The sequence below is a fragment of the Litorilituus sediminis genome, assembly GCF_004295665.1.
Lineage (GTDB): Bacteria > Pseudomonadota > Gammaproteobacteria > Enterobacterales > Alteromonadaceae > Colwellia > Colwellia sediminis.
The window spans coordinates 3,543,852-3,563,872 of record NZ_CP034759.1; the positions used below are offsets into that span (position 1 = coordinate 3,543,852).

At 39.7% G+C, this 20,021-nt stretch carries 22 protein-coding genes; 14 read left to right on the plus strand and 8 right to left on the minus strand.

All coding sequences use genetic code 11. The features are described 5' to 3' along the window. Positions 1 to 35: 35 nt before the first annotated feature. Positions 36 to 869, minus strand: coding sequence for an HDOD domain-containing protein (locus tag EMK97_RS15715; RefSeq protein ID WP_170176785.1), 834 nt, complete (start codon positions 867 to 869; stop codon positions 36 to 38). A 550-nt stretch (positions 870 to 1,419) separates the two neighbouring features. Here EMK97_RS15715 and EMK97_RS15720 point away from each other — a divergent pair. From EMK97_RS15720 to nqrM, 8 genes are all read left to right on the plus strand, one after another. Continuing rightward, positions 1,420 to 2,757 (plus strand): Na(+)-translocating NADH-quinone reductase subunit A, encoded by a 1,338-nt coding sequence (locus tag EMK97_RS15720; RefSeq protein ID WP_130603738.1) that lies wholly within the window; start codon positions 1,420 to 1,422, stop codon positions 2,755 to 2,757. A 2-nt stretch (positions 2,758 to 2,759) separates the two neighbouring features. Then, a complete protein-coding gene (locus EMK97_RS15725; RefSeq protein ID WP_130603739.1) occupies positions 2,760 to 3,962 on the plus strand; it encodes an NADH:ubiquinone reductase (Na(+)-transporting) subunit B in 1,203 nt (400 codons plus the stop codon). Beyond that, positions 3,955 to 4,734, plus strand: coding sequence for a Na(+)-translocating NADH-quinone reductase subunit C (locus EMK97_RS15730; RefSeq protein ID WP_130603740.1), 780 nt, complete (start codon positions 3,955 to 3,957; stop codon positions 4,732 to 4,734). The genes EMK97_RS15725 and EMK97_RS15730 overlap by 8 nt, the downstream gene beginning before the upstream one ends. Beyond that, positions 4,734 to 5,357, plus strand: coding sequence for an NADH:ubiquinone reductase (Na(+)-transporting) subunit D (locus tag EMK97_RS15735; protein WP_130603741.1), 624 nt, complete (start codon positions 4,734 to 4,736; stop codon positions 5,355 to 5,357). The genes EMK97_RS15730 and EMK97_RS15735 overlap by 1 nt, the downstream gene beginning before the upstream one ends. A 5-nt stretch (positions 5,358 to 5,362) precedes the next feature. Next, positions 5,363 to 5,986: an NADH:ubiquinone reductase (Na(+)-transporting) subunit E gene (gene nqrE / locus EMK97_RS15740; protein WP_130603742.1), complete on the plus strand. Its 624-nt coding sequence runs from the start codon at positions 5,363 to 5,365 to the stop codon at positions 5,984 to 5,986. Between the two features lie 63 nt (positions 5,987 to 6,049). Next, entirely contained in the window at positions 6,050 to 7,273 is a 1,224-nt protein-coding gene (gene nqrF / locus EMK97_RS15745) for an NADH:ubiquinone reductase (Na(+)-transporting) subunit F (protein ID WP_130603743.1), read from the plus strand. 240 nt (positions 7,274 to 7,513) lie between these two features. Further along, a complete protein-coding gene (locus EMK97_RS15750) occupies positions 7,514 to 8,545 on the plus strand; it encodes an FAD:protein FMN transferase (protein ID WP_130603744.1) in 1,032 nt (343 codons plus the stop codon). A gap of 69 nt (positions 8,546 to 8,614) precedes the next feature. Continuing rightward, positions 8,615 to 8,857: a (Na+)-NQR maturation NqrM gene (gene nqrM / locus EMK97_RS15755; protein ID WP_130603745.1), complete on the plus strand. Its 243-nt coding sequence runs from the start codon at positions 8,615 to 8,617 to the stop codon at positions 8,855 to 8,857. Between the two features lie 90 nt (positions 8,858 to 8,947). Here nqrM and dxs read toward each other — a convergent pair whose 3' ends face one another. Genes dxs through EMK97_RS15770 form a run of 3 tightly spaced genes read right to left on the minus strand, consistent with a single transcriptional unit; the run spans position 8,948 to position 11,990 of the window. After that, on the minus strand, positions 8,948 to 10,810 hold the full coding sequence (gene dxs / locus EMK97_RS15760; RefSeq protein ID WP_130603746.1) for a 1-deoxy-D-xylulose-5-phosphate synthase: 1,863 nt from the start codon (positions 10,808 to 10,810) through the stop codon (positions 8,948 to 8,950). 44 nt (positions 10,811 to 10,854) lie between these two features. Next, positions 10,855 to 11,745 carry a (2E,6E)-farnesyl diphosphate synthase gene (gene ispA, locus EMK97_RS15765; protein ID WP_130603747.1) on the minus strand — a complete coding sequence of 297 codons (891 nt, stop codon included), beginning with the start codon at positions 11,743 to 11,745 and terminating at the stop codon, positions 10,855 to 10,857. Continuing rightward, positions 11,745 to 11,990 carry an exodeoxyribonuclease VII small subunit gene (locus EMK97_RS15770; RefSeq protein WP_130603748.1) on the minus strand — a complete coding sequence of 82 codons (246 nt, stop codon included), beginning with the start codon at positions 11,988 to 11,990 and terminating at the stop codon, positions 11,745 to 11,747. Before EMK97_RS15770 ends, ispA begins: the two co-directional genes overlap by 1 nt. 261 nt (positions 11,991 to 12,251) lie before the next feature. On the opposite strand from EMK97_RS15770, the gene pomA reads away from it, so the two are divergent. The 3 genes from pomA to thiI all read left to right on the plus strand — a co-directional run bounded on the left by pomA (position 12,252) and on the right by thiI (position 15,579). After that, positions 12,252 to 13,016, plus strand: coding sequence for a flagellar motor protein PomA (gene pomA, locus EMK97_RS15775; protein WP_130603749.1), 765 nt, complete (start codon positions 12,252 to 12,254; stop codon positions 13,014 to 13,016). A gap of 11 nt (positions 13,017 to 13,027) precedes the next feature. Beyond that, on the plus strand, positions 13,028 to 13,972 hold the full coding sequence (locus tag EMK97_RS15780; protein WP_130603750.1) for a flagellar motor protein MotB: 945 nt from the start codon (positions 13,028 to 13,030) through the stop codon (positions 13,970 to 13,972). A gap of 152 nt (positions 13,973 to 14,124) precedes the next feature. Then, entirely contained in the window at positions 14,125 to 15,579 is a 1,455-nt protein-coding gene (gene thiI, locus EMK97_RS15785) for a tRNA uracil 4-sulfurtransferase ThiI (RefSeq protein WP_130603751.1), read from the plus strand. Positions 15,580 to 15,584: 5 nt separating this feature from the next. On the opposite strand, the gene EMK97_RS15790 is transcribed toward thiI, so the two are convergent. Both EMK97_RS15790 and EMK97_RS15795 read right to left on the minus strand, forming a co-directional pair. Continuing rightward, positions 15,585 to 16,535: a ketopantoate reductase family protein gene (locus tag EMK97_RS15790; RefSeq protein WP_246028812.1), complete on the minus strand. Its 951-nt coding sequence runs from the start codon at positions 16,533 to 16,535 to the stop codon at positions 15,585 to 15,587. An 8-nt stretch (positions 16,536 to 16,543) separates the two neighbouring features. Next, entirely contained in the window at positions 16,544 to 16,951 is a 408-nt protein-coding gene (locus EMK97_RS15795) for a VanZ family protein (protein WP_130603752.1), read from the minus strand. 124 nt (positions 16,952 to 17,075) lie between these two features. Here EMK97_RS15795 and EMK97_RS15800 point away from each other — a divergent pair, with 124 nt between their 5' ends. Next, positions 17,076 to 17,558 carry a YajQ family cyclic di-GMP-binding protein gene (locus EMK97_RS15800; protein ID WP_130603753.1) on the plus strand — a complete coding sequence of 161 codons (483 nt, stop codon included), beginning with the start codon at positions 17,076 to 17,078 and terminating at the stop codon, positions 17,556 to 17,558. 84 nt (positions 17,559 to 17,642) lie between these two features. Here EMK97_RS15800 and EMK97_RS15805 read toward each other — a convergent pair whose 3' ends face one another. Both EMK97_RS15805 and ygfZ read right to left on the minus strand, forming a co-directional pair. Continuing rightward, the gene (locus EMK97_RS15805) at positions 17,643 to 18,131 is read right to left on the minus strand and encodes an FKBP-type peptidyl-prolyl cis-trans isomerase (protein WP_130603754.1); all 489 of its coding nucleotides are present in this window, start codon (positions 18,129 to 18,131) and stop codon (positions 17,643 to 17,645) included. Positions 18,132 to 18,161: 30 nt separating this feature from the next. Continuing rightward, positions 18,162 to 19,139 carry a tRNA-modifying protein YgfZ gene (gene ygfZ, locus EMK97_RS15810; protein ID WP_130603755.1) on the minus strand — a complete coding sequence of 326 codons (978 nt, stop codon included), beginning with the start codon at positions 19,137 to 19,139 and terminating at the stop codon, positions 18,162 to 18,164. Between the two features lie 173 nt (positions 19,140 to 19,312). Between ygfZ and EMK97_RS15815 the strand changes: the two genes are divergently transcribed. Together EMK97_RS15815 and EMK97_RS19420 are read left to right on the plus strand one after the other, a co-directional pair. Further along, positions 19,313 to 19,600 carry an FAD assembly factor SdhE gene (locus EMK97_RS15815; protein ID WP_130603756.1) on the plus strand — a complete coding sequence of 96 codons (288 nt, stop codon included), beginning with the start codon at positions 19,313 to 19,315 and terminating at the stop codon, positions 19,598 to 19,600. Then, a complete protein-coding gene (locus tag EMK97_RS19420) occupies positions 19,533 to 20,015 on the plus strand; it encodes a protein YgfX (RefSeq protein WP_342774603.1) in 483 nt (160 codons plus the stop codon). The genes EMK97_RS15815 and EMK97_RS19420 overlap by 68 nt, the downstream gene beginning before the upstream one ends. Positions 20,016 to 20,021 lie beyond the last annotated feature (6 nt).

The window sequence follows — 20,021 nt, forward strand, 5'->3', positions numbered from 1 at the left end:
CTCTTACTTGTAAGAGGCTTTTTTTGTCAGATTTTTTAAAAAATCTCGTTAAAGTCTTCTTCTAAGTCAGTATAGTCTTCCTGGCTAATACCAAGGATGTTTAATACATCCGTTTGTAAATAATGCCAATCTGGCGCAAGTTTAAAACGTTTTACTCGCTCTACCATGTTTTCAGCCGCTTTAAGTGCTGAAAAGGCTAACTGCTCTTGGCTACCATCAAGTTGTTGCAAGTAGTTTTCATCGTGGTGTTGAAGGATGAGTTGACAGATTTCTTTGGGCAAATGCCATGACGAGGCCACATAGAAACCCAAAACGGCATGGTTAGTGCGGTAGTTTTTTTCTTCCAATGCGATTGAGTTGACACCTTGGCTGTTAGCCTCGATTAAAATACTTTTATAGTCATTATATTTTAACGCGAGCAGTGGAATACCACAGTCGTGAAATAGCCCTATGGTGTAGAGCATTTCAATAGGGATCTGGGCTTTAATTTTACTACCGATGAAGGTCATTGCGTTGGCCACATCAAGGGCGTCATCCCAAAAGCGCTCTAAAGAGATACTGGCATTGCCTTGAAAAGATGATTTTAGTAGTACCGCGGTGACTAAAGCGTTGATGGTATTGAGCCCCAGCATCATCACCGCTTGTTTTATCTCAGAAATGCGTCTATTCATGCCATAAAATGGCGAGTTAATAATTTTCAGTATCGCGGCTGATAAACCTACATCACTGCTAATGAGGTGGGCTATTTCATCTATATTGGGGTATTCTTCATCCATTCGTGACTGTATTTCGCTCAGTATTTCAGGTTTAACGGGCACCTGAAAACTGGCGACAACGCTGGACATTTTTTCTTTATCAAGCTCAATCATAGGCATCTCAATATTTTTAATTTTAAGTATTAGTGTTATAGCACAAAGGAATTTTTGATTAATTAAAACTAATGACAGTCGTTTGATCTAATTCAAGTAAAGCTTGATCAGTAAAGATCCTTGCATAAGCTTAGCCATAAATCAGTCTAAATCATGGTTTTATTGTATACAATTTTGGGTTTTTAGCTGATCTTGCGCTATAAATAAGCGATTTGGATTGAAAGAAAAATATACAAGAATATTTTTTTTAATCTTGCACAACAAAATTTAAATTATTCTACTAAATTGTAATGAAAAGTTTCGTCTGACCGTAGAATAAAAAGGCCATTTTGTGCTAGTATTCGCGCCAGAAAATTTTAACTTAGAGCCAGTGGGTCTTTTTTTAATCAATGGGTTTTTCTTATTGATTAAAATTAAAACTTACTGAAATACACTGAAATCGGTGAGTTATCTTTTATCTAATTGATATTTAATAAGTTATTTTGACGATATTCATTAGATAAGCTAACAAACTGGTTTTATACTCCCATCAAAAGTAGTGCAAGTGTTTATGATTACAATAAAAAAAGGCTTGGATGTTCCTGTTAAAGGTGCTCCCCAGCAGGTAATCCATGATGGTCCGACCATCAAAACCGTAGCAACATTAGGTGAAGAGTTTGTGGGAATGCGTCCAACCATGTTTGTAAAAGTGGGTGATCGCGTTACTAAAGGTCAGGTGATTTTTGAGGACAAAAAAAATCCTGGCGTGAAGTACACAGCTCAAGCTGCCGGTGTTGTTAAAGAAATTAACCGTGGTGAAAAGCGCGTATTGCAATCGGTCGTTATTGAAGTTGACGGCTCTGCGCAAGAAACGTTTGCTTCATATCCCGCAGCAGAATTAGCTAATATTGCTCGTGAAGACGTAGTGAAGAACTTAGTTGATTCAGGCCTTTGGACTGCATTTAGAACTCGTCCATTTAGCAAGGTTCCTGCGATTGACAGCACCCCTGAAGCGATTTTTGTTAGCGCAATGGATACTAATCCATTAGCAGCAGATCCAGCAGTGGTTTTAGCTGAGCAAAGTGAAGCATTCAAACAAGGTTTAACCTTGTTATCTCGCTTAACTGAAGGTGAAGTATTTGTTGGCAAATCACCAAGTGCTAGCATCCCAACAGATGGTAAAGCGGTTGTTACTGAGTTTTCTGGTAAACATCCAGCCGGCCTAGTTGGTACACATATTCACTTCTTAAAGCCAGTAAGTGCTGAAAAATTTGTTTGGCACATGGGTTATCAAGATGTTATCGCGGTAGGTAAGTTATTTACTACTGGTGAACTTGATAATACACGTGTAATTTCTTTAGCAGGTCCTGCAGCGAAAAACCCTCGTTTAGTTCGTACTGTTTTAGGTGCTAGCACTGACGAGTTAACTGCTGGTGAAGCGATTGACGGTGAATTACGTGTTGTTTCTGGCTCATTATTAATGGGTGCTACAGCAACAGCTGTTCATGGCTATTTAGGACGTTATCACGTACAAGTTTCCTTGATTCTTGAAGGCCGTGATAAAGAATTCTTAGGCTATATGTACCCAGGCCCTAATAAATTCTCAGTAACACGTGCCTTTATGTCTCACTTCTTCCCTAAGAAGTTATTCAACATGACAACAACTACTAACGGTAGTGCTCGTGCCATGGTGCCAATTGGTAACTTTGAACGTGTTATGCCATTAGATATTTTACCTACCTTGTTATTACGTGACTTAGTAGCCGGTGATACCGACAGCGCGCAACAACTTGGTGCCTTAGAGCTTGACGAAGAAGATTTAGCTTTATGTACATTTGTTTGCCCTGGCAAAACAGATTACACAGTGCATCTTCGTGATTGCCTAACCACAATTGAGAAGGAAGGTTAGACATGGGCTTGAAAAAGTTTATTGAAGATATTGAACCGCATTTTGAGAAAGGCGGTAAACACGAGAAGTGGTTTGCGCTTTATGAAGCGGTAGCTACTGGTTTATTTACACCTGGTTATGTAAACAAAGGTAAAACTCACGTACGTGATAGCATTGACTTAAAACGTATTATGATTACCGTTTGGCTTGCAGTATTCCCGGCAATGTTCTTTGGTATGTATAACATTGGTTATCAAGCTGTTGATGCATTAGCGGCTGGTTATGCTTTACCTAACTCATGGCAAGTAGACTTGTTCACTATGCTTGGTGGTACGTTAACGGCTGACTCAGGCTGGTTTAGCTTGATGTTATACGGCGCCTGTTTCTTCCTACCTATTTATGCTGTAACTTTTGCTGTTGGTGGTTTCTGGGAAGTATTATTTGCCGCTGTGCGTAAGCATGAAGTTAATGAAGGTTTCTTCGTTTCATCAATTCTTTTCGCACTTATTTTGCCTGCAAGTATTCCATTATGGCAAGTAGCTATCGGTATTACTTTCGGTATTGTTGTTGCGAAAGAGATCTTTGGTGGTACTGGTAAAAACTTCTTAAACCCAGCATTAGCGGGTCGTGCATTTTTATTCTTCGCATACCCAGCTGAAATTTCAGGTGATGCTGTTTGGGTTGCTGCTGATGGTTTCTCTGGTGCAACTGCATTAAGTGCTGCTAGCCAAGGTTTAGTTGATTACTCAATGAATGCTGACTGGTGGAATGCTTTCTGGGGCTTTATCCCAGGTTCTGTTGGTGAAGTATCTACATTTGCAATCTTACTTGGTGGTGCTTACATCCTTTATAAAGGTATTGCCTCATGGCGCATCGTATTAGGTGTGTTCGCTGGTATGGTTGTTACTTCAATGTTATTTAATGCTATTGGTAGTGACACTAATGCTATGTTCGCTATGCCTTGGTACTGGCACTTAGTTGTTGGTGGTTTTGCCTTTGGTATGATGTTTATGGCAACTGACCCTGTTTCAGCGTCTTTCACTAATACTGGTAAGTACTGGTTTGGTGCATTAGTCGGCGTTATGGTGGTGTTAGTTCGTGTAGTAAACCCTGCTTTCCCAGAAGGTATGATGTTAGCTATTTTATTCGCTAACTTGTTCGCTCCATTGTTTGACTACTTTGTAGTTAAAGGCAACATTAAACGGAGGCTTGCACGTAATGTCTAGTAATAAAGAAACATTCGGCAAAACGCTTGGTTTTGTTCTGGTTGTATGTTTAGTTTGTGCGGCGCTTGTATCTATTGCTGCGGTACAGCTTAAACCGCTACAAATTGAGAATAAGCTGTTAGATAAACAAACAAAAATTTTAGAAGCTTCTGGTTTATTAGCAAAAACAGATGGCAGCTCTAAAGCAATCAAAGCAACCTTTGCTGAGTTTGTTGAAGCGAAAATGATTGATTTAGATTCAGGTGACTTTATTGAAGGTAACCCAGAGTTATTTGACGAGCGTCGTAATGCTCGTGACTTAACAAAATCTGATAAGCCTAAAAACGATATCGCTGGTATTAACCGTCGTTCTCATGATGCGGTTGTTTACTTAGTACGTAATGAGTCAGGTAAAGTTGACACTGTGGTATTACCTATCGTGGGCTCAGGCTTATGGGACTTAATGTACGGTTATGTTGGCTTAGAGTCTGATCTAAATACGGTACGTAGCGTTGTTTATTCTGATCATAAGGAAACTCCGGGCTTAGGTGCAGAGGTTATGAACCCTAAGTGGAAAGCATTATGGCCAGGTAAGAAAATTTACAATAGTGTAGGTGAAGTGAAAGCTAGCTTAGTTAAAGGTGGTGCAAAAGCCGGTGATATTCACGGTGTTGATGCATTATCTGGTGCTACGTTAACCAGTAACGGTGTAACACGTACGCTACAATTTTGGTTTGGCGAAGAAGGTTATGCACCTTTTATTGCTAAATATCGTGCAGGGGGTGTTAACTAATGTCATCTGAAGCAAAAAAGGTTTTAACTCAACCTATTGTTGATAATAACCCTATCGCGCTACAAGTATTAGGTATTTGTTCTGCACTAGCGGTAACTAGCTCTATGGCTAATGCGCTAGTAATGACTTTAGCTGTTGTGCTTGTAACTGCGTTTTCAAACTTATTTATTTCGATAATTCGTAACCATATTCCATCAAGCGTACGTATTATCGTACAGATGGCAATTATTGCCTCATTGGTAATCGTGGTTGACCAAGTGTTAAAAGCATTCTCATATCAGTTATCAAAAGAACTATCAGTATTTGTTGGTTTGATTATCACTAACTGTATCGTTATGGGACGTGCCGAAGCTTTTGCCATGAAAGAAAAACCGGGTGTGAGCTTTTGGGACGGTGTTGGTAATGGTTTAGGTTACGGTTTTATCTTAATGACTGTAGCTTTCTTCCGTGAATTATTTGGTTTTGGTACGCTTTTCGGTATCGAAATTTTACCATTAATTCAAAATGACGGTTGGTATCAAGCAAATGGTTTATTAGTTTTACCATTTAGCTCATTCTTTATTATTGGTTTCATTATTTGGGCGATTCGCCAATGGAAACCAGAACAAGTTGAGAAGGACTAATCGTAATGGAACATTATTTAAGTCTATTAGTTAAAACGATTTTTATCGAAAACATTGCACTATCTTTTTTCTTAGGTATGTGTACTTTCCTTGCGGTTTCAAAAAAGGTTGATACTGCTATTGGTCTAGGTGTTGCTGTTGTTGTGGTATTAGGTGTTGCGGTTCCTGCAAACCAAATCATTTACCAAGCAATATTAGCGCCTGGTGCTTTAGATAGTGTGTTAGGCATCACAGATCCAACACAATCTATTGATTTAAGCTTTTTATCATTTATCACCTTTATTGGGGTAATTGCTGCGCTTGTTCAAATTCTTGAAATGGTACTAGATAAATACTTCCCTGCTTTATATCAAGCACTAGGTATCTTCTTGCCACTTATTACCGTTAACTGTGCGATTTTTGGTGCTGTGTCTTTCATGGTAGCGAAAAACTTAACGCTAGGTGAGTCTGTTGTTTACGGTATTGGCTCTGGTATCGGCTGGGCATTAGCAATCGTTTTACTTGCGGGTATCCGTGAGAAAATGAAGTATTCTGATGTACCAGATGGTTTGAAAGGTTTAGGTATTACATTTATTACTGCTGGACTAATGGCTTTTGGCTTTTTGTCTTTCGGTGGTATTTCCCTATAAGTTTGGTCGGTGTAATGCTAACACCTTAGTGTTACACCCTTAATAAGTGTAAAGGAAAGGTCGATGGAAATTATTCTCGGCGTATCGATGTTTACCGCGATAGTGCTAGCACTTGTTTTAGTGATTTTATTTGCTAAATCTAAGCTAGTTTCTTCGGGTGACGTTACGATAAGTATTAATGGCGATCCAGAAAAAGCAGTGACAACTGCTGCGGGTGGCAAATTATTAGGCGCACTTGCTGATCAAGGTATCTTTATTCCTTCAGCATGTGGTGGCGGTGGTACTTGTGGCCAGTGTCGCGTAGAAGTGCATTCAGGTGGTGGTGATATTCTTCCTACTGAGCAAAGTCATATTACTAAGCGTGAAGCAAAAGAAGGTTGTCGTTTAGCCTGTCAAGTTGCTGTTAAGCAAGACATGGAAATTGAAGTAGAAGACGAAATCTTTGGTGTTCAGCAGTGGGAATGTGAAGTTATCTCGAATGATAACAAAGCCACTTTCATTAAAGAGCTTAAATTAGCTATTCCTGATGGTGAGTCAGTACCATTTAGAGCCGGTGGTTATATTCAAATTGAGGCGCCACCGCATCATGTTAAATACAAAGACTTTGATATTGAAGAGCAATATCGTGGTGACTGGGAACACTTTGGTTTCTTTGATGTAGAATCTAAAGTTGATACAGATACACTACGTGCTTACTCAATGGCGAACTATCCAGAAGAAGAAGGCATTATTATGCTTAACGTGCGTATTGCTACGCCGCCTCCTGGAAAACTTCACTTGCCAGCAGGTAAGATGTCTTCATTCATCTTTAACCTTAAGCCAGGCGATAAGGTAACGATTTCAGGTCCATTTGGTGAATTCTTCGCGAAAGAAACTGATAATGAAATGGTATTTATCGGTGGTGGTGCAGGTATGGCGCCAATGCGTTCTCATATCTTCGACCAGCTTAAGCGTCTTAAGTCTAAGCGTAAGATGAGTTTCTGGTACGGTGCCCGTTCACTTCGTGAAATGTTCTATGAAGATGATTACAACGGCTTAGCGGCTGAAAATGATAACTTCGAGTGGCATGTGGCATTATCAGACCCGCAACCAGAAGATAACTGGGACGGTTTAACTGGCTTTATCCATAACGTATTGTATGAACAGTACCTTAAGGATCACGAAGCGCCAGAAGATTGTGAATACTACATGTGTGGGCCTCCAATGATGAACGCGGCTGTAATTGGCATGTTGAAAGATCTTGGTGTAGAAGATGAGAATATACTTCTAGATGACTTCGGTGGCTAATATATTGCCTTCAACTGGTCTGTTAGCTTAATTTCGTTGTTGGTTGTGCTCATTGACTATCGTCAACTCCGCGCAACCGCCTAGAAATGAAACTAACATCCTACGTTAAGCGACAATATATGTTAGATGATAAAATAAAGGCGACTTAGGTCGTCTTTATTATTTCTACTTGATGATATTTATCTTAGTTAATTTGAGGCAAGTTAACTGAGATAAATAAAATTTATGGAATAGTAAACAATGCAAAAATTTAAACTGATCATGCTACTGGCAATTGCTTTTGTGCTGAGTGGTTGTTTTCCGAGTAATACCTCAGGTAAAACCGAAGTGTTATTGCAAGGTCGTACTATGGGCACGACGTATAATATTAAAGTGGTCTCAACCGCTGAGCAGATTGAAAGTTTAAAACTGCAACAGCAAATTGATGATGCCTTAAAGCAAGTCAATCAAGCCATGTCTACTTATATCCCGACATCGGAAATATCAACTTTTAATAAAATGCACTCTACTGAAGCTATGACGATTTCTGATGGCTTTGCGCGTGTTTTAGCTGAGTCGATTCGATTGGGTGAAATTAGCGCCGGTAAGCTGGACATCACTTTAGGACCAGTAATTAACTTATGGGGCTTTGGCCCAGAGCACAGGCCTGAAACAGTACCGTCAGAGGCGCTATTAGCTGAAACTAAAGCCAAGGTCGGTTTAGGGTATTTATCATTGGTTGGTAACCAGCTATCGAAGAAATTACCTAAATTGGCAATTGATTTGTCTACCACAGCAAAGGGCTACGGTGTTGATGTAGTTGCAGAGTTACTTGAGCAAAATGGTTTTAATCACTACTTAGTTGAAATTGGTGGTGAGATGCGCCTTAAAGGTTTCAAGAGTACTGGTGAGTTATGGGCTATTGCCATAGAGAAGCCGATTATAGATGCAACAGGGCAGCAAAGAGCTGTTCATGAAGTGGTTATTCCTAAAGATAACGCGGTTGCTACCTCAGGTGATTATCGTATTTATTTTGAGTCTGATGGCGTGAGATATTCACACATTATCGACCCTCATACAGGTAAACCGATTCGTCATAACTTGGTTTCAGTTACTGTGATTCACCCGTCGTCTATGACGGCCGATGGCTTATCGACTACGTTAATGGTGATGGGTGCAGAACAAGGTATGGCGTTTGCGCAAAAGCATGACTTAGCGGCTTATTTTATTTCTAAAACAGAAAATGGCTTTAGCGAGCAATATACGGTAAAATTTAAGCAGTTTTTGAAATAGCATTTTGTCCTGAAATACACATGCTTTGTGTAATAAATGCAAGCTTCAACATAAGAGAGCAGTAAATTTATGACAATTTTTATCATTACCTTTGGTTTTTTCCTTGTGATTGGTTTAGCCATGGCAGTAGGGTATATTTTTCAAAAGAAAGAGCTAGCCGGTAGCTGTGGTGGTTTGGCCGATGTTGGTATTGAAAAAGAATGTGATTGCGATAACCCTTGCTCTTCAAGGCTTGAGCGAGAAGCAGCAGCTAAGCTTGAAGCAGAACAAAAGCTAAATGCTAATGACAGTATTAGTGTTAAGAATATCTAAGCTTTAATCGTTCAATACCTGCGAATTATCCATAAAAAAGGCTAATGTCTGTACATTAGCCTTTTTCGTGTCTGAATAAGCATTATTAACTTATGCTATAAAAGCATTTACTTTATCAATAATGCCTTGAGCGTCTAGGCCATGCTCATGATGCATTTGCTCTTGAGTACCGTGCTTAATAAATTGATCAGGAATACCAATATTTAATACCTTAATGGCTTTACCTTGCGCTAAAAGGTATTCGTTAACACCTGAGCCAGCACCACCTGCTATGGCATTATCCTCTACGGTAACTAAGTAGTCATGGCTATTGGCTAATTCGTCAATTAAGGATTCATCTAGCGGCTTAACAAAGCGCATGTCAACTAAGCTAGCATCTAATGCGTCGGCTGCAATATTAGCTTCTTTTAGCATAGTGCCAAAGCTAAGTAAGGCGACTTTCTTACCTTGACGTATTTCTACGCCTTTACCCAGTTCAATGGTCTCATCAATACTCGGTAGTGATTCGCCAGTACCGCTACCACGTGGGTATCTTACTACTGCAGGTTGTTGTAATTGATAGCCAGTATTTAACATCAATTGGCACTCACGCTCATTGGCAGGCGCCATAATAACCATATTTGGAATGCAGCGTAAAAAGCTTAAATCAAAGCTACCTTGATGCGTTGCACCGTCAGCGCCGACAATACCCGCTCTATCTACAGCAAACAGCACTGGTAAATTTTGAATAGCCACATCGTGAATAAGTTGATCGTAGCCACGTTGCAAGAAGCTTGAATAAATAGCGACAACAGGCTTTTGACCGCCAATGGCAAGCCCGGCAGCATAAGTTACTGCGTGTTGCTCGGCAATAGCAACATCAAAGTACTGCTCAGGAAAACGCTGGCTAAATTCCACCATGCCAGAGCCTTCACGCATAGCAGGTGTAATTGCGACTAAATCTTTATCAACTTCAGCGGTTTTACACAGCCAGTCACCGAAGATTTGTGAGTAGGTAGGTAAGCTAGGTTTACTTTTAGGCAAGTTAACCTCGCTAGGATTAAACTTAGGCACAGCATGATATTTAATTGGGTCTTGCTCTGCGGCTTGGTAGCCTTTACCTTTTTTAGTCACTATATGCAGCAATTGTGGCCCTTTAAGGCTACGCATATTTTTGATGGTATCCACTAGGCCATTGACATCGTGACCATCAATAGGGCCGATGTAATTAAAGCCTAATTCTTCGAAAAAGGTGCTTGGCACAACCATACCTTTTAAATGCTCTTCGGCTCGGCTGGCGAGTTCCTTAATGGGTGGAATGTTTTTTAGTATGCGTTTACTGCCCTCTCTAAGGCCAGTGTATAAGCTGCCAGAGAGCATTTTTGCTAAATGGTTATTTAACGCGCCAACATTCTCTGAGATAGACATTTCATTATCATTTAAGATAACCAGCATATCTTTGTTGATATCACCGGCATGATTTAAAGCTTCAAATGCCATACCAGCAGTGATTGCGCCATCACCAATAACGGCAACCGTTTTGCGATCTTTACCTTCTTTTTCGGCGGCAACTGCTAAACCAAGTGCTGCTGAGATTGAGGTACTTGAATGGCCAACACTTAAGGTGTCATATTCACTTTCTTCGCGCCACGGAAAAGGGTGTAAACCTTCTTTTTGTCTGATGGTGTGTAATTGATCGCGTCTGCCGGTAATAATTTTATGAGGATAAGCTTGGTGACCAACATCCCAAATTAAATGATCAAACGGTGTATCATAGACATAATGTAAGGCGACGGTTAATTCGATTGTGCCTAAACCTGAAGCAAAATGACCACTACTTTTGCTCACTGAATTAAGCAAGAAATTACGTAGCTCGTTACTTACACGGCTTAATTGCGCTTGCGGTATGTTGCGCAAGTCTTTTGGTGAGTTAATTTGTGCAAGTAAAGGGTAATCAGCAAGGTTTGTTGTCATGGTTTCTTAGTTTTTTTATCTATTAATAAATATTCAAGTCTAGCTTAGTGGCTACGCTTGACTATAAAAGTAGCAAATTCAGCTAAAGACTGACTATTGTAAGGCAAAGTGCTTAAAGCTTGAAGTGCTTGTTGATATAACTGCTGAGCTTTTTCTTGTGCGCCCTGTAAACCAAGTAATGCAGGGTAAGTGCTTTTATTCGCTTCTAGATCAGAGCCAGCCGGTTTACCAAGCTGTTCTTCGGTTGAAGTGATATCAATAATATCGTCTTGCACTTGATAAGCTAAGCCGACGAGCTGTGCGTACTGACTTAGCGCTGCTTTATCAGACTCGGTTGTTTTGCTAGAGCATTCTGCTGCCATTAGCACAGATGCTTCAAGTAGAGCCCCTGTTTTTAAAGAGTGCAAGTGCTGTAGTTGCGTTACACTGATGGCCTTATCTGTTGCTGCTAAATCTAATGCTTGGCCACCACACATGCCTTGATAACCAGAGGCATTAACGAGTTGTTGAATGAGTTTGATTTGCTTAGGCTTTATTTCAGGCGAAAATTCATGATTTGCTAGAATATCAAAGGCCAAGGTTTGCAGGCTATCGCCAGCTAATATCGCGGTTGCTTCATCAAAGGCTTTATGACAAGTTGGTTGACCTCGACGTAAGTCGTCATCGTCCATTGCGGGTAAATCGTCATGTAGCAATGAGTAGGCGTGTATACATTCTAAAGCCGCTGCTACAGCGTCAATATCTTGCCTATTTGCCGCTAGCATATCGCCAGTGATGTAAGCTAAGTAGGGACGCATGCGCTTACCACCAATAAGTAGTCCATAACGCATTGCCTCAAGTAACTTTTCATCATTCACGGCAAGTTGGTTTAATTTCTCTAGCAGAAAAGCATTAATTCGCTCAGCTATGTTGGCATGGTTGCTCAGCCTGGTCATTACTCACTCTCACTTGTCTTAAAAGTAGACAATTGTGCTTGGCCATTATTATCAAGCAGTATTTGAACTTTTTGTTCTGCGGCTTGAAGCTTTTCTTGGCTGACTTTACTTAACCCTAAACCTCGTTCAAATAACGCCATAGACTCTTCTAAACTGAGCTCGCCTTGTTCTAAGTTTTGTACGATTTGATCAAGTTCTGTTAATGACTCTTCAAATGATAGGTTTTCGAGTTTCTTTTTCGCCATTTTGATGCCGCTTAGTTAGCTTTGCCAATGAATTTAATGTCTGCGCGCAAACTTACCTTAGCTGAGGTCATTGGTCAAATACCAGTGCTATATTTATTGTCCTTGTTTTAACTAAGTGCTTTTTTTATGATTTCAGTTAAGTTATTGAGTATATGGACGATAATATGCTTAGAGTGACAATATAAGTAATAGCGAATAGTTTTAGCATATTGTACTATGCTTTTTATTGGCTGTTAGTATTTCGTGGTTTAGGAGAGTTTTGTGGATTTAGCAACCCTTATAGGTATTCTCGGTGCTATTGGTTTATTAATTATGGCAATGGTGCTATCGGGTGACATTATGATGTTTGCCGATACCCAATCGGTGTTAATTGTATTTTGTGGCTCCATTTTCATTGTTTTATCAAATTATACCTTAGGGCAATTTTTCGGTATTGGTAAAGTGATTGTTAAAGCCTTTATGTTTAAGCTTGAAAAGCCAGAAGAGCTTATTGAAAAAGCGGTTGATATGGCTGATGCGGCAAGAAAAGGGGGCTTTTTAGCCTTAGAGGAAGCAGAAATTACCAACCCTTTTATGCAAAAAGGTGTAGATATGTTGGTGGATGGTCATGATGCTGATGTAGTACGAGCGACTTTACAAAAAGATATCAACTTAACCACAGAGCGTCATGAAAAAGGCGCTGGCATGTTAATGGCGCTAGCTGATGTTGCCCCAGCTATGGGGATGATAGGTACGCTAATTGGTCTGGTTGCCATGTTATCTAATATGGATGATCCAAAATCAATTGGCCCTGCGATGGCGGTTGCCTTATTAACCACGCTATATGGTGCGTTTTTAGCGAATGTTGTTGCCATTCCTTTAGCATCAAAATTAAAGCTGCGTTTAGAAGAAGAAAAGATGAACCAAGAGCTAGTACTTGATGCAGTTCTTGGTATTCAAGATGGTCAAAACCCGCGTGTTATTGAAGGCTTGTTGAAAAACTACTTAGCTGAAGGTAAGAGAAAAATCGATACCACTGAAGAGTAGGAGCGCTAACTATGGCTGAACAACAAAAGTGTAAGTGTCCACCACCTGGGCTTCCCGCATGGATGGGCACCTTTGCTGACTTAATGTCACTGTTAATGTGCTTCTTCGTATTGTTACTATCTTTTTCTGAGATGGATGTACTTAAGTTTAAGCAAATTGCCGGTTCGATGAAATTTGCTTTTGGTGTACAAAATAAAATTGAAGTAAAAGATATCCCTAAAGGCACCAGTATTATTGCGCAAGAGTTTAGGCCGGGCAAACCAGAGCCAACACCAATAGAAGTAATCCAGCAGCAAACCATGGAAATGACGCAGCAAATGTTAGAATTTCAGGCGGGTGATGAAACCTCGGCTGGTGGTAGACAAGAGCAGCGCGGTACCGAGCGTGGTGGTCAATCGCAAAACACTGAAGATGCGCTTTCTGCACAAGCACTAGAGCAAGCAAAAGAGCAAATGGAGAATGCGGCGCAAGAGCAGGTTAACGAGCTGGTGAAGAAGATTGCTGAACAAATGGAGCAGCAAATTCAAGATGGTGCCATTGAGTTGGAGTCTTTGGGACAACAAATTATTATTCGTATACGAGAGAATGGTTCTTTCCCATCAGGATCTGCATTTTTACAGCCTAAGTTTAAGCCAATAATGCGTGAAATTGGAGAGTTACTCAATACCATTCCAGGTGAAATTATGGTGTCGGGTAATACCGATAATCGCGGTGTTGATTCTGAGTTATTTAGTTCAAATTGGGAGCTCTCTAGTAAACGTGCTGTCGCCATTGCCCATGAGCTAATTAAAGTACCTGGATTTGATCCTAGACGTTTAATTGTTGCTGGACACGCTGATACAAGACCATTAGTGCCGAATACTAATGCGTTAAATAGACGTCGTAATCGTCGTGTTGAAATATCAATTAATCAAGGTAAAGCAAAAGAAACTGAGCCGATTGAAGTGATTAACTAATCGTAAATTAATTATTATTAAGTGCCTCATGACTCAGTTATCAGGCGCTTTTTTTATGCCTGCCTTTGATTGTTTAAATTAACTACTAGCCCTTGGCTATTCTCTGCTATAATGCGCGCCATTATTTTTTTGTCATGTTAGGTCAGTCGTCGATGAAATTTATCGTTAAGCTTCAAGCAGAGATCACCATTAAATCTCGCCCTGTTCGTAAACGTTTTACTAAGATACTTGAGTCAAATATTAAGAATGTTTTACGTCGTGTTGATGAGCAGGTAACTACACGTATGAATTGGGATAATGTTGAAGTGAATACTAAAGACAATAGTCCTGAAAACCGTGAACGTTTGGTTGATGCTTTAAAAAGTATTCCGGGCGTACCTATGTTCTTAGAGGTGCAACAAACTCCTTTTACTGATTTACATGACATTTTTGAGAAAACGTTAGCTGTTCATGCAAAAACTATTGAAAATAAAAGTTTTTGTGTTCGTGTTAAGCGCACAGGTAGCCACGACTTTAACTCGCTTAAAATTGAGCAATATGTTGGCGGTGGTTTAAATCAAGCGGTTGATTCTGCCCGAGTTCAGCTTCGTAAACCTGAAGTAACCATTCGTCTTGAAGTGAAAAATAATGACCTATTTATTGTAACTGAGCGTCACCAAGGCTTAGGTGGTTTCCCTATTGCCACGCAAGAAGACGTTTTATCTTTGATGTCAGGTGGCTTTGATTCTGGTGTTGCTAGCTACCAAATGATCAAAAAAGGCTCTCGTACCCATTACTGTTTCTTTAACTTAGGCGGTTCTGCACATGAGGTTGGTGTAAAGCAGGTGAGTTATTATTTATGGAATAAGTTTGGCGCATCACACCGAGTGAAGTTTTTTGCTGTTGATTTTGAGCCTGTTGTTGCTGAAATTTTAGAGAAAGTAGAAAACGGCCAAATGGGCGTTGTCTTAAAACGTATGATGATGCGTGCCGCTGCGAAAGTAGCTGAAAAAGCAAAAATACAAGCCTTAGTTACCGGTGAAAGTTTAGGGCAAGTCTCTAGTCAAACCTTAACAAATTTAAATGTAATTAATCGCGTTACCGATACCTTAATATTAAGACCGCTAGCGGCTTACGATAAGCAAGATATTATTGATATAGCACGTGATATTGGTACTGAAGATTTTGCGAAAACTATTCCTGAGTACTGTGGTGTTATTTCAAAGAAACCAACGGTAAAAGCGGTTTTATCTAAAGTTGAAGCAGAAGAAGATAATTTCGATTTTACTATTCTAGATAAGGTTGTTGCAGAAACACGCGTATTAGATATTCGTGATATAGGTAAAGAAACCGAAGAAGAAGTGCGCGCAGTTGAGCAAGTAGAGCATATTGCTGAAAACGCAGTTGTGCTTGATATTCGTAGCCCAGAAGAAGAAGATGAAAATCCGCTGGAAATCGATGGCGTTGATGTAAAACACATCCCATTTTATAAGCTAGCGACTCAGTTTGGTGATTTAGATATGAGTAAAGAATATCTTCTTTATTGTGATCACGGCGTGATGAGTAAACTGCAAGCGCTATACTTACACGATAACGGCTTTAATAACGTTAAGGTTTACCGTCCGTAAACTTGTTAGCTTAACGACTTTACTTGTTGCCACATGAGTGAATTTTGCGGGGTGGCAACATGGTGTTTCTTACCTAAACGGTGAATATAGCCGTTAATGTAATCCACCTCAGTTTCTCTACCAGCTAAGATATCGCTACGCATAGAGGAACAATTAGTCGCCGTTGCTTTGGCAACCTCATATACTTTTGTTAGCAATTGCTCGCTGCTCAGTACTATGTGCTCTTTATGGGCAACGGCACATACTTCTGTAATTATTGCCGTTATTTCTTCGCGGTAAATTGCTTTGCCAACATCGCCATTGGGAATATTGTGAATTGCCGTTATCGGGTTAATGGCACAATTTATGGCAAGTTTTAGCCACTGTTTTTCTGCTATTTTTTCCTGAAAGTTGACTTCTGGCAGTGCGGTGTTAAGTAGTTGAATGAGTTGGTTGTAGGCTTCTTTAGTTATTATCTTACTGTTGTTATGCAAAAAGCCAAAGTCGCTAACGCCTAAGCCAGTGTGCTTAATTGTTAATGGCGCTTGTTTAAGGCTGCCATGGGTCGTTAGTAAAGCGGCAAATGCATGTGTAGATAGTACTTTTTTAGAAATTTGCTCAAAGGTACCCATACCGTTATGCGCTAAAATAAATAGTGCTGGTTTATCGGTTTTATTGGCTAGTTGCTTTATGGTAGTAAGGGTTTGGTAAGACTTTACACATAACAAAAAAACATCTGCACAGGCAATATCAGCTGCTAGCGTATAGTGGATATCACCCGTGAAGCTAGCTTTACTTTGATAGGGGGTAAACTGGTAGGTATCAAGTGTTTGCTTGTCTTGTTTAGATGAGAGTAAGCTCAGCTTATTTATGCTTGCTTGTTTATTGTTTTTTATCGCTTGATTAATATGGTGGTACCAAAGTAAGCCCATCGCACCTTGACCAACAATTACCATATTCTGCATTGTATTATTCATTTAGTGTCTTAGTTTGATAGATTAATGTGCTTGGCTGAGGCTTTCTTTTGTCGAGTTAACTTAACTAGGTAGCTGTAAGTTAATTTGGTGAAGGCAAAAAAGAGTATACCGGCAACATCAGCTAGAAAATCAATAAGCTCACCATTTCTAAAACCTAAATAAAGTTGCCCTAGCTCAGTTAATCCGCCGTAAAAACTTAAGGTTAAGATTGTGATTGTCAGTGGCACTTTAATAAGAGAGTGAACTAACCATGAGAGAATAAAAAAACTGGTAAAGTGACCTATGGTATCAATTTGTGGATAGCGAATATTACTCGTGAATATATTGAGTAAGTTAGGGGATAACGCCACTACCACAGAGATAAAGCAAACAGCTAAAACAAGTGAAATAAGCCAAAAAGGCTGACGAATTTTCAAAAAACTCAGGCCGCAATTAATTATGTTGCTTAAATGGTAACATGGTTTTTATGACTTTTCTTGCTCGCTCTTAAAGCTTGCGTATAATAGCTGGCATATTGAAAAGACTAGAAAGAGATTGATTATGCCTTCAATGGATATTGTATCGGAAATTAACTTAGAAGAAGTACGTAATGCGGTTGAAAACTCGACTAAAGAGTTAAGCCGACGCTTTGACTTTAATGGTGTTGAAGCAAGCTTTGAGTGGAAAAAACCTAATGTTATTATAAAAGCAGAAGGTGACTTTCAGGTTAAGCAATTGTGCGACATTTTACGTAGTCAATTAACTAAGCGTAAAATTGATGCCAAGGCGATGTCGTTAGGAAATACCGATCACAGCGGAAAAACTTTTACTCAGCATGTGACTTTTCAAGAAGGCATTGAGCAAGATGTCGCTAAGAAAATTGTAAAACTGATCAAAGCTGAAAAAATGAAAGTTCAAGCAGCGATTCAGGGTGATAAGTTACGTGTAACAGGTAAAAAGCGTGATGATTTACAAGCCGTAATGCGCTTAGTAAAAGAAGCTGACCTGAGCCAATCATTCCAGTTTAATAATTTTAAAGACTAATCATAGCGTTAGTGTATTGAGAACTAAAAAAGGTGCTTGGAGCACCTTTTTTAGTTGTAAGTATGACCTGTCGTTACCGACTAATTAGTGGTTATGACCACAACCACCTTCAGCGTGTACATGACCATGCTCTAGTTCTTCAGCCGTTGCTTCACGTACTTCAAGTATTTCAACGTCAAAGCTTAAGTCAATGCCAGCAAGCGGGTGATTACCATCAACGGTTACTTCATCTTCTGTAACATCGATAACAATTACCGTTTGTTCGCCATCATCGGTTGTCGCACGTAGCTGTGTACCTACCGCTAATTCTTCAACACCCTGCATTACCTCTTTCGGCACCGTTTGTACGTATTCGTCATGACGAGGACCATAAGCTTGCTCACAGCTAACACTAACTTCAAACTTATCACCTTGCTGGTGACCTTCTAAGGCGTTTTCTAAGCCAGGAATCAAGTAGCCTGTACCTTGGATGATAGCCATAGGTTGGCCATCATAAGAGCTGTCGATTAATGTACCTTCGCTATCAGATACGGCGTAGTGCATAACTACAACTGTGTTATTGGTAATTTTCATAGGAGTTTCCTTAAGTTAAATTCTTTATTTCTACTGATCAGTTGTTAAAGAATAAGGTAACTCTTTAACGGTAAATAATGCACTTGGCTGGGCTTTTAATCTTAATGACGTGATTTCATCATCATTAGCCAATACTGCTTGTATATAGCAGCTGCCATTGTCGGCTTGATAGCTTGTGGTTATTTCACCTGCTTTACGCCAATTATCGCCAAGTTGTTTTTCTAAACTATCAGCGCTGCTTAGTTTTTCTGTTAGCTGTCCTGCAAGAGAAAATAGAGCGCGCTTGTTTTTACCTAAATACTGCATTCTGGCAACGGTTTCTTGCCCTAAATAACAACCTTTAGTAAAGCTAATACCGTTAATTGCTTGTAAGTTTAGCATTTGTGGAACGAACTGCTGACAGGCCTCTTTTGTTAAAACAGGGAAGCCCTGAGTTATTTCAAGTAATTGCCATACTTTATGTGAATATATAGGTAGAGCAAGCTTAGTAAGCAAGTGCTCAATATTGTCTTGTTCGTCAATGATAAGGTAGCGCGGGCTATCACCAGCAATATAAACAAGCGTTGTTGTATCTTGTTGAACTACTGGCGTTAAACTATCAGGGATTTGTGTAAAGCTTTCAGTCAATACCTTAGTACTTTTATCTCCAGCTAAACCATAAAAAGCTAAATTCTCTGTTTTGCTGATATCAACTTTTGAAAATACGCCAAATTTTTGTAGGGCTGCTAATGATTCAGATAGGCAGGCTTCAGGTTGTACTAAAAGGTGACAAGAAGAGCGGTTAATTAATCTAAATACGCTGTAAACCTTACCTTTGGCATCACAGTGAGCACCGTGTAAAAGGCTGCTTTCTGTACTGGCATTAACATCACAGGTTACTTGCCCTTGCAAGTATTTACTTTGCTCTTCACCAGATAGTGATATGGCTGAGTAATCATTTAGCTGCATTAAATAACTGTCAGGCAGCTCTGCTAGGGACGGTAAATCTTGCGTAATGGAAATTGACATAAAGTGAGACCAATTGAATTGATGTTTGTAGCAGTTTATGGGGATGTATTCGACAAAAACAAGGATAAAACGGCTAAATCATAACTATTTTTTTATTAGCGCAGCGCATGACTACCCAAACAACTGGTGTTATTGCTAGAATAGCGCTAGTGTTAATTCTGTAATGGTGCTTTATGTCAGCAAAAGAAAATATAAATGAAAGTGAATCAAACAAACCTGGAGTAAATAAGGCGCGCCTAAAATGGGCATGTCGTCGCGGTATGTTAGAGTTGGATGTGCTGTTTATTCCTTTTGTTGATGAAGCATACGATGATCTTCCTGCAGAGCAGCAAGGTGTATTTGAGCGTCTATTAACGTGCCAAGACCCTGAGTTGTTTGCTTGGTTTATGGGACATGAAACCTGTGAAGACACTGAACTCAACGCTATGGTCCAGCATATATTGCAGCGCGTCAAAGTATAATATTGCTGTATATACCTCAAAAATAAAATACTGTGTTTTATTCGCAGGGTTTTCTCTTGCCATTATTACCTTTATTTTAACGTCAAGTTACTTGTTCCATCTAGCTATAGCATTGGTTGTTTTCAGTGTTATAGCGGTAAATATCTATTTAGCGAATAGCTTTCATACAAAGCAGCCTCAGTATCGAATGCTGGTGACTACTCAAGGCAGTATCCAGTTTATTGATAATCGTGGACAGGTATCAAAGCCAATGCAATTGTTGGATAAAAGCAGAGCTAGCGCCTTGGGCTGTTGGTTAGTTGCTCAGGTGTCTTTGGCTGACGGGCAAGAACAGCGGCGTAATGGCTTTATCTTTAAAGACAGTGTCTCAGCACAGAATTACTCTAGGCTAGTGCGAGTTATTAGAAGTTTGTAGTTGCCA

What these genes read in the sequence shown, in the direction of transcription:
- EMK97_RS15715 (WP_170176785.1), bottom strand. Translation starts at nt 869, where the DNA reads ATGATTGAGCTTGATAAAGAAAAAATGTCCAGCGTTGTCGCCAGTTTT.
- EMK97_RS15720 (WP_130603738.1), top strand. Translation starts at nt 1,420, where the DNA reads ATGATTACAATAAAAAAAGGCTTGGATGTTCCTGTTAAAGGTGCTCCC.
- EMK97_RS15725 (WP_130603739.1), top strand. Translation starts at nt 2,760, where the DNA reads ATGGGCTTGAAAAAGTTTATTGAAGATATTGAACCGCATTTTGAGAAA.
- EMK97_RS15730 (WP_130603740.1), top strand. Translation starts at nt 3,955, where the DNA reads ATGTCTAGTAATAAAGAAACATTCGGCAAAACGCTTGGTTTTGTTCTG.
- EMK97_RS15735 (WP_130603741.1), top strand. Translation starts at nt 4,734, where the DNA reads ATGTCATCTGAAGCAAAAAAGGTTTTAACTCAACCTATTGTTGATAAT.
- nqrE (WP_130603742.1), top strand. Translation starts at nt 5,363, where the DNA reads ATGGAACATTATTTAAGTCTATTAGTTAAAACGATTTTTATCGAAAAC.
- nqrF (WP_130603743.1), top strand. Translation starts at nt 6,050, where the DNA reads ATGGAAATTATTCTCGGCGTATCGATGTTTACCGCGATAGTGCTAGCA.
- EMK97_RS15750 (WP_130603744.1), top strand. Translation starts at nt 7,514, where the DNA reads ATGCAAAAATTTAAACTGATCATGCTACTGGCAATTGCTTTTGTGCTG.
- nqrM (WP_130603745.1), top strand. Translation starts at nt 8,615, where the DNA reads ATGACAATTTTTATCATTACCTTTGGTTTTTTCCTTGTGATTGGTTTA.
- dxs (WP_130603746.1), bottom strand. Translation starts at nt 10,810, where the DNA reads ATGACAACAAACCTTGCTGATTACCCTTTACTTGCACAAATTAACTCA.
- ispA (WP_130603747.1), bottom strand. Translation starts at nt 11,745, where the DNA reads ATGACCAGGCTGAGCAACCATGCCAACATAGCTGAGCGAATTAATGCT.
- EMK97_RS15770 (WP_130603748.1), bottom strand. Translation starts at nt 11,990, where the DNA reads ATGGCGAAAAAGAAACTCGAAAACCTATCATTTGAAGAGTCATTAACA.
- EMK97_RS15780 (WP_130603750.1), top strand. Translation starts at nt 13,028, where the DNA reads ATGGCTGAACAACAAAAGTGTAAGTGTCCACCACCTGGGCTTCCCGCA.
- thiI (WP_130603751.1), top strand. Translation starts at nt 14,125, where the DNA reads ATGAAATTTATCGTTAAGCTTCAAGCAGAGATCACCATTAAATCTCGC.
- EMK97_RS15790 (WP_246028812.1), bottom strand. Translation starts at nt 16,535, where the DNA reads ATGAATAATACAATGCAGAATATGGTAATTGTTGGTCAAGGTGCGATG.
- EMK97_RS15800 (WP_130603753.1), top strand. Translation starts at nt 17,076, where the DNA reads ATGCCTTCAATGGATATTGTATCGGAAATTAACTTAGAAGAAGTACGT.
- EMK97_RS15805 (WP_130603754.1), bottom strand. Translation starts at nt 18,131, where the DNA reads ATGAAAATTACCAATAACACAGTTGTAGTTATGCACTACGCCGTATCT.
- ygfZ (WP_130603755.1), bottom strand. Translation starts at nt 19,139, where the DNA reads ATGTCAATTTCCATTACGCAAGATTTACCGTCCCTAGCAGAGCTGCCT.
- EMK97_RS15815 (WP_130603756.1), top strand. Translation starts at nt 19,313, where the DNA reads ATGTCAGCAAAAGAAAATATAAATGAAAGTGAATCAAACAAACCTGGA.
- EMK97_RS19420 (WP_342774603.1), top strand. Translation starts at nt 19,533, where the DNA reads ATGAAACCTGTGAAGACACTGAACTCAACGCTATGGTCCAGCATATAT.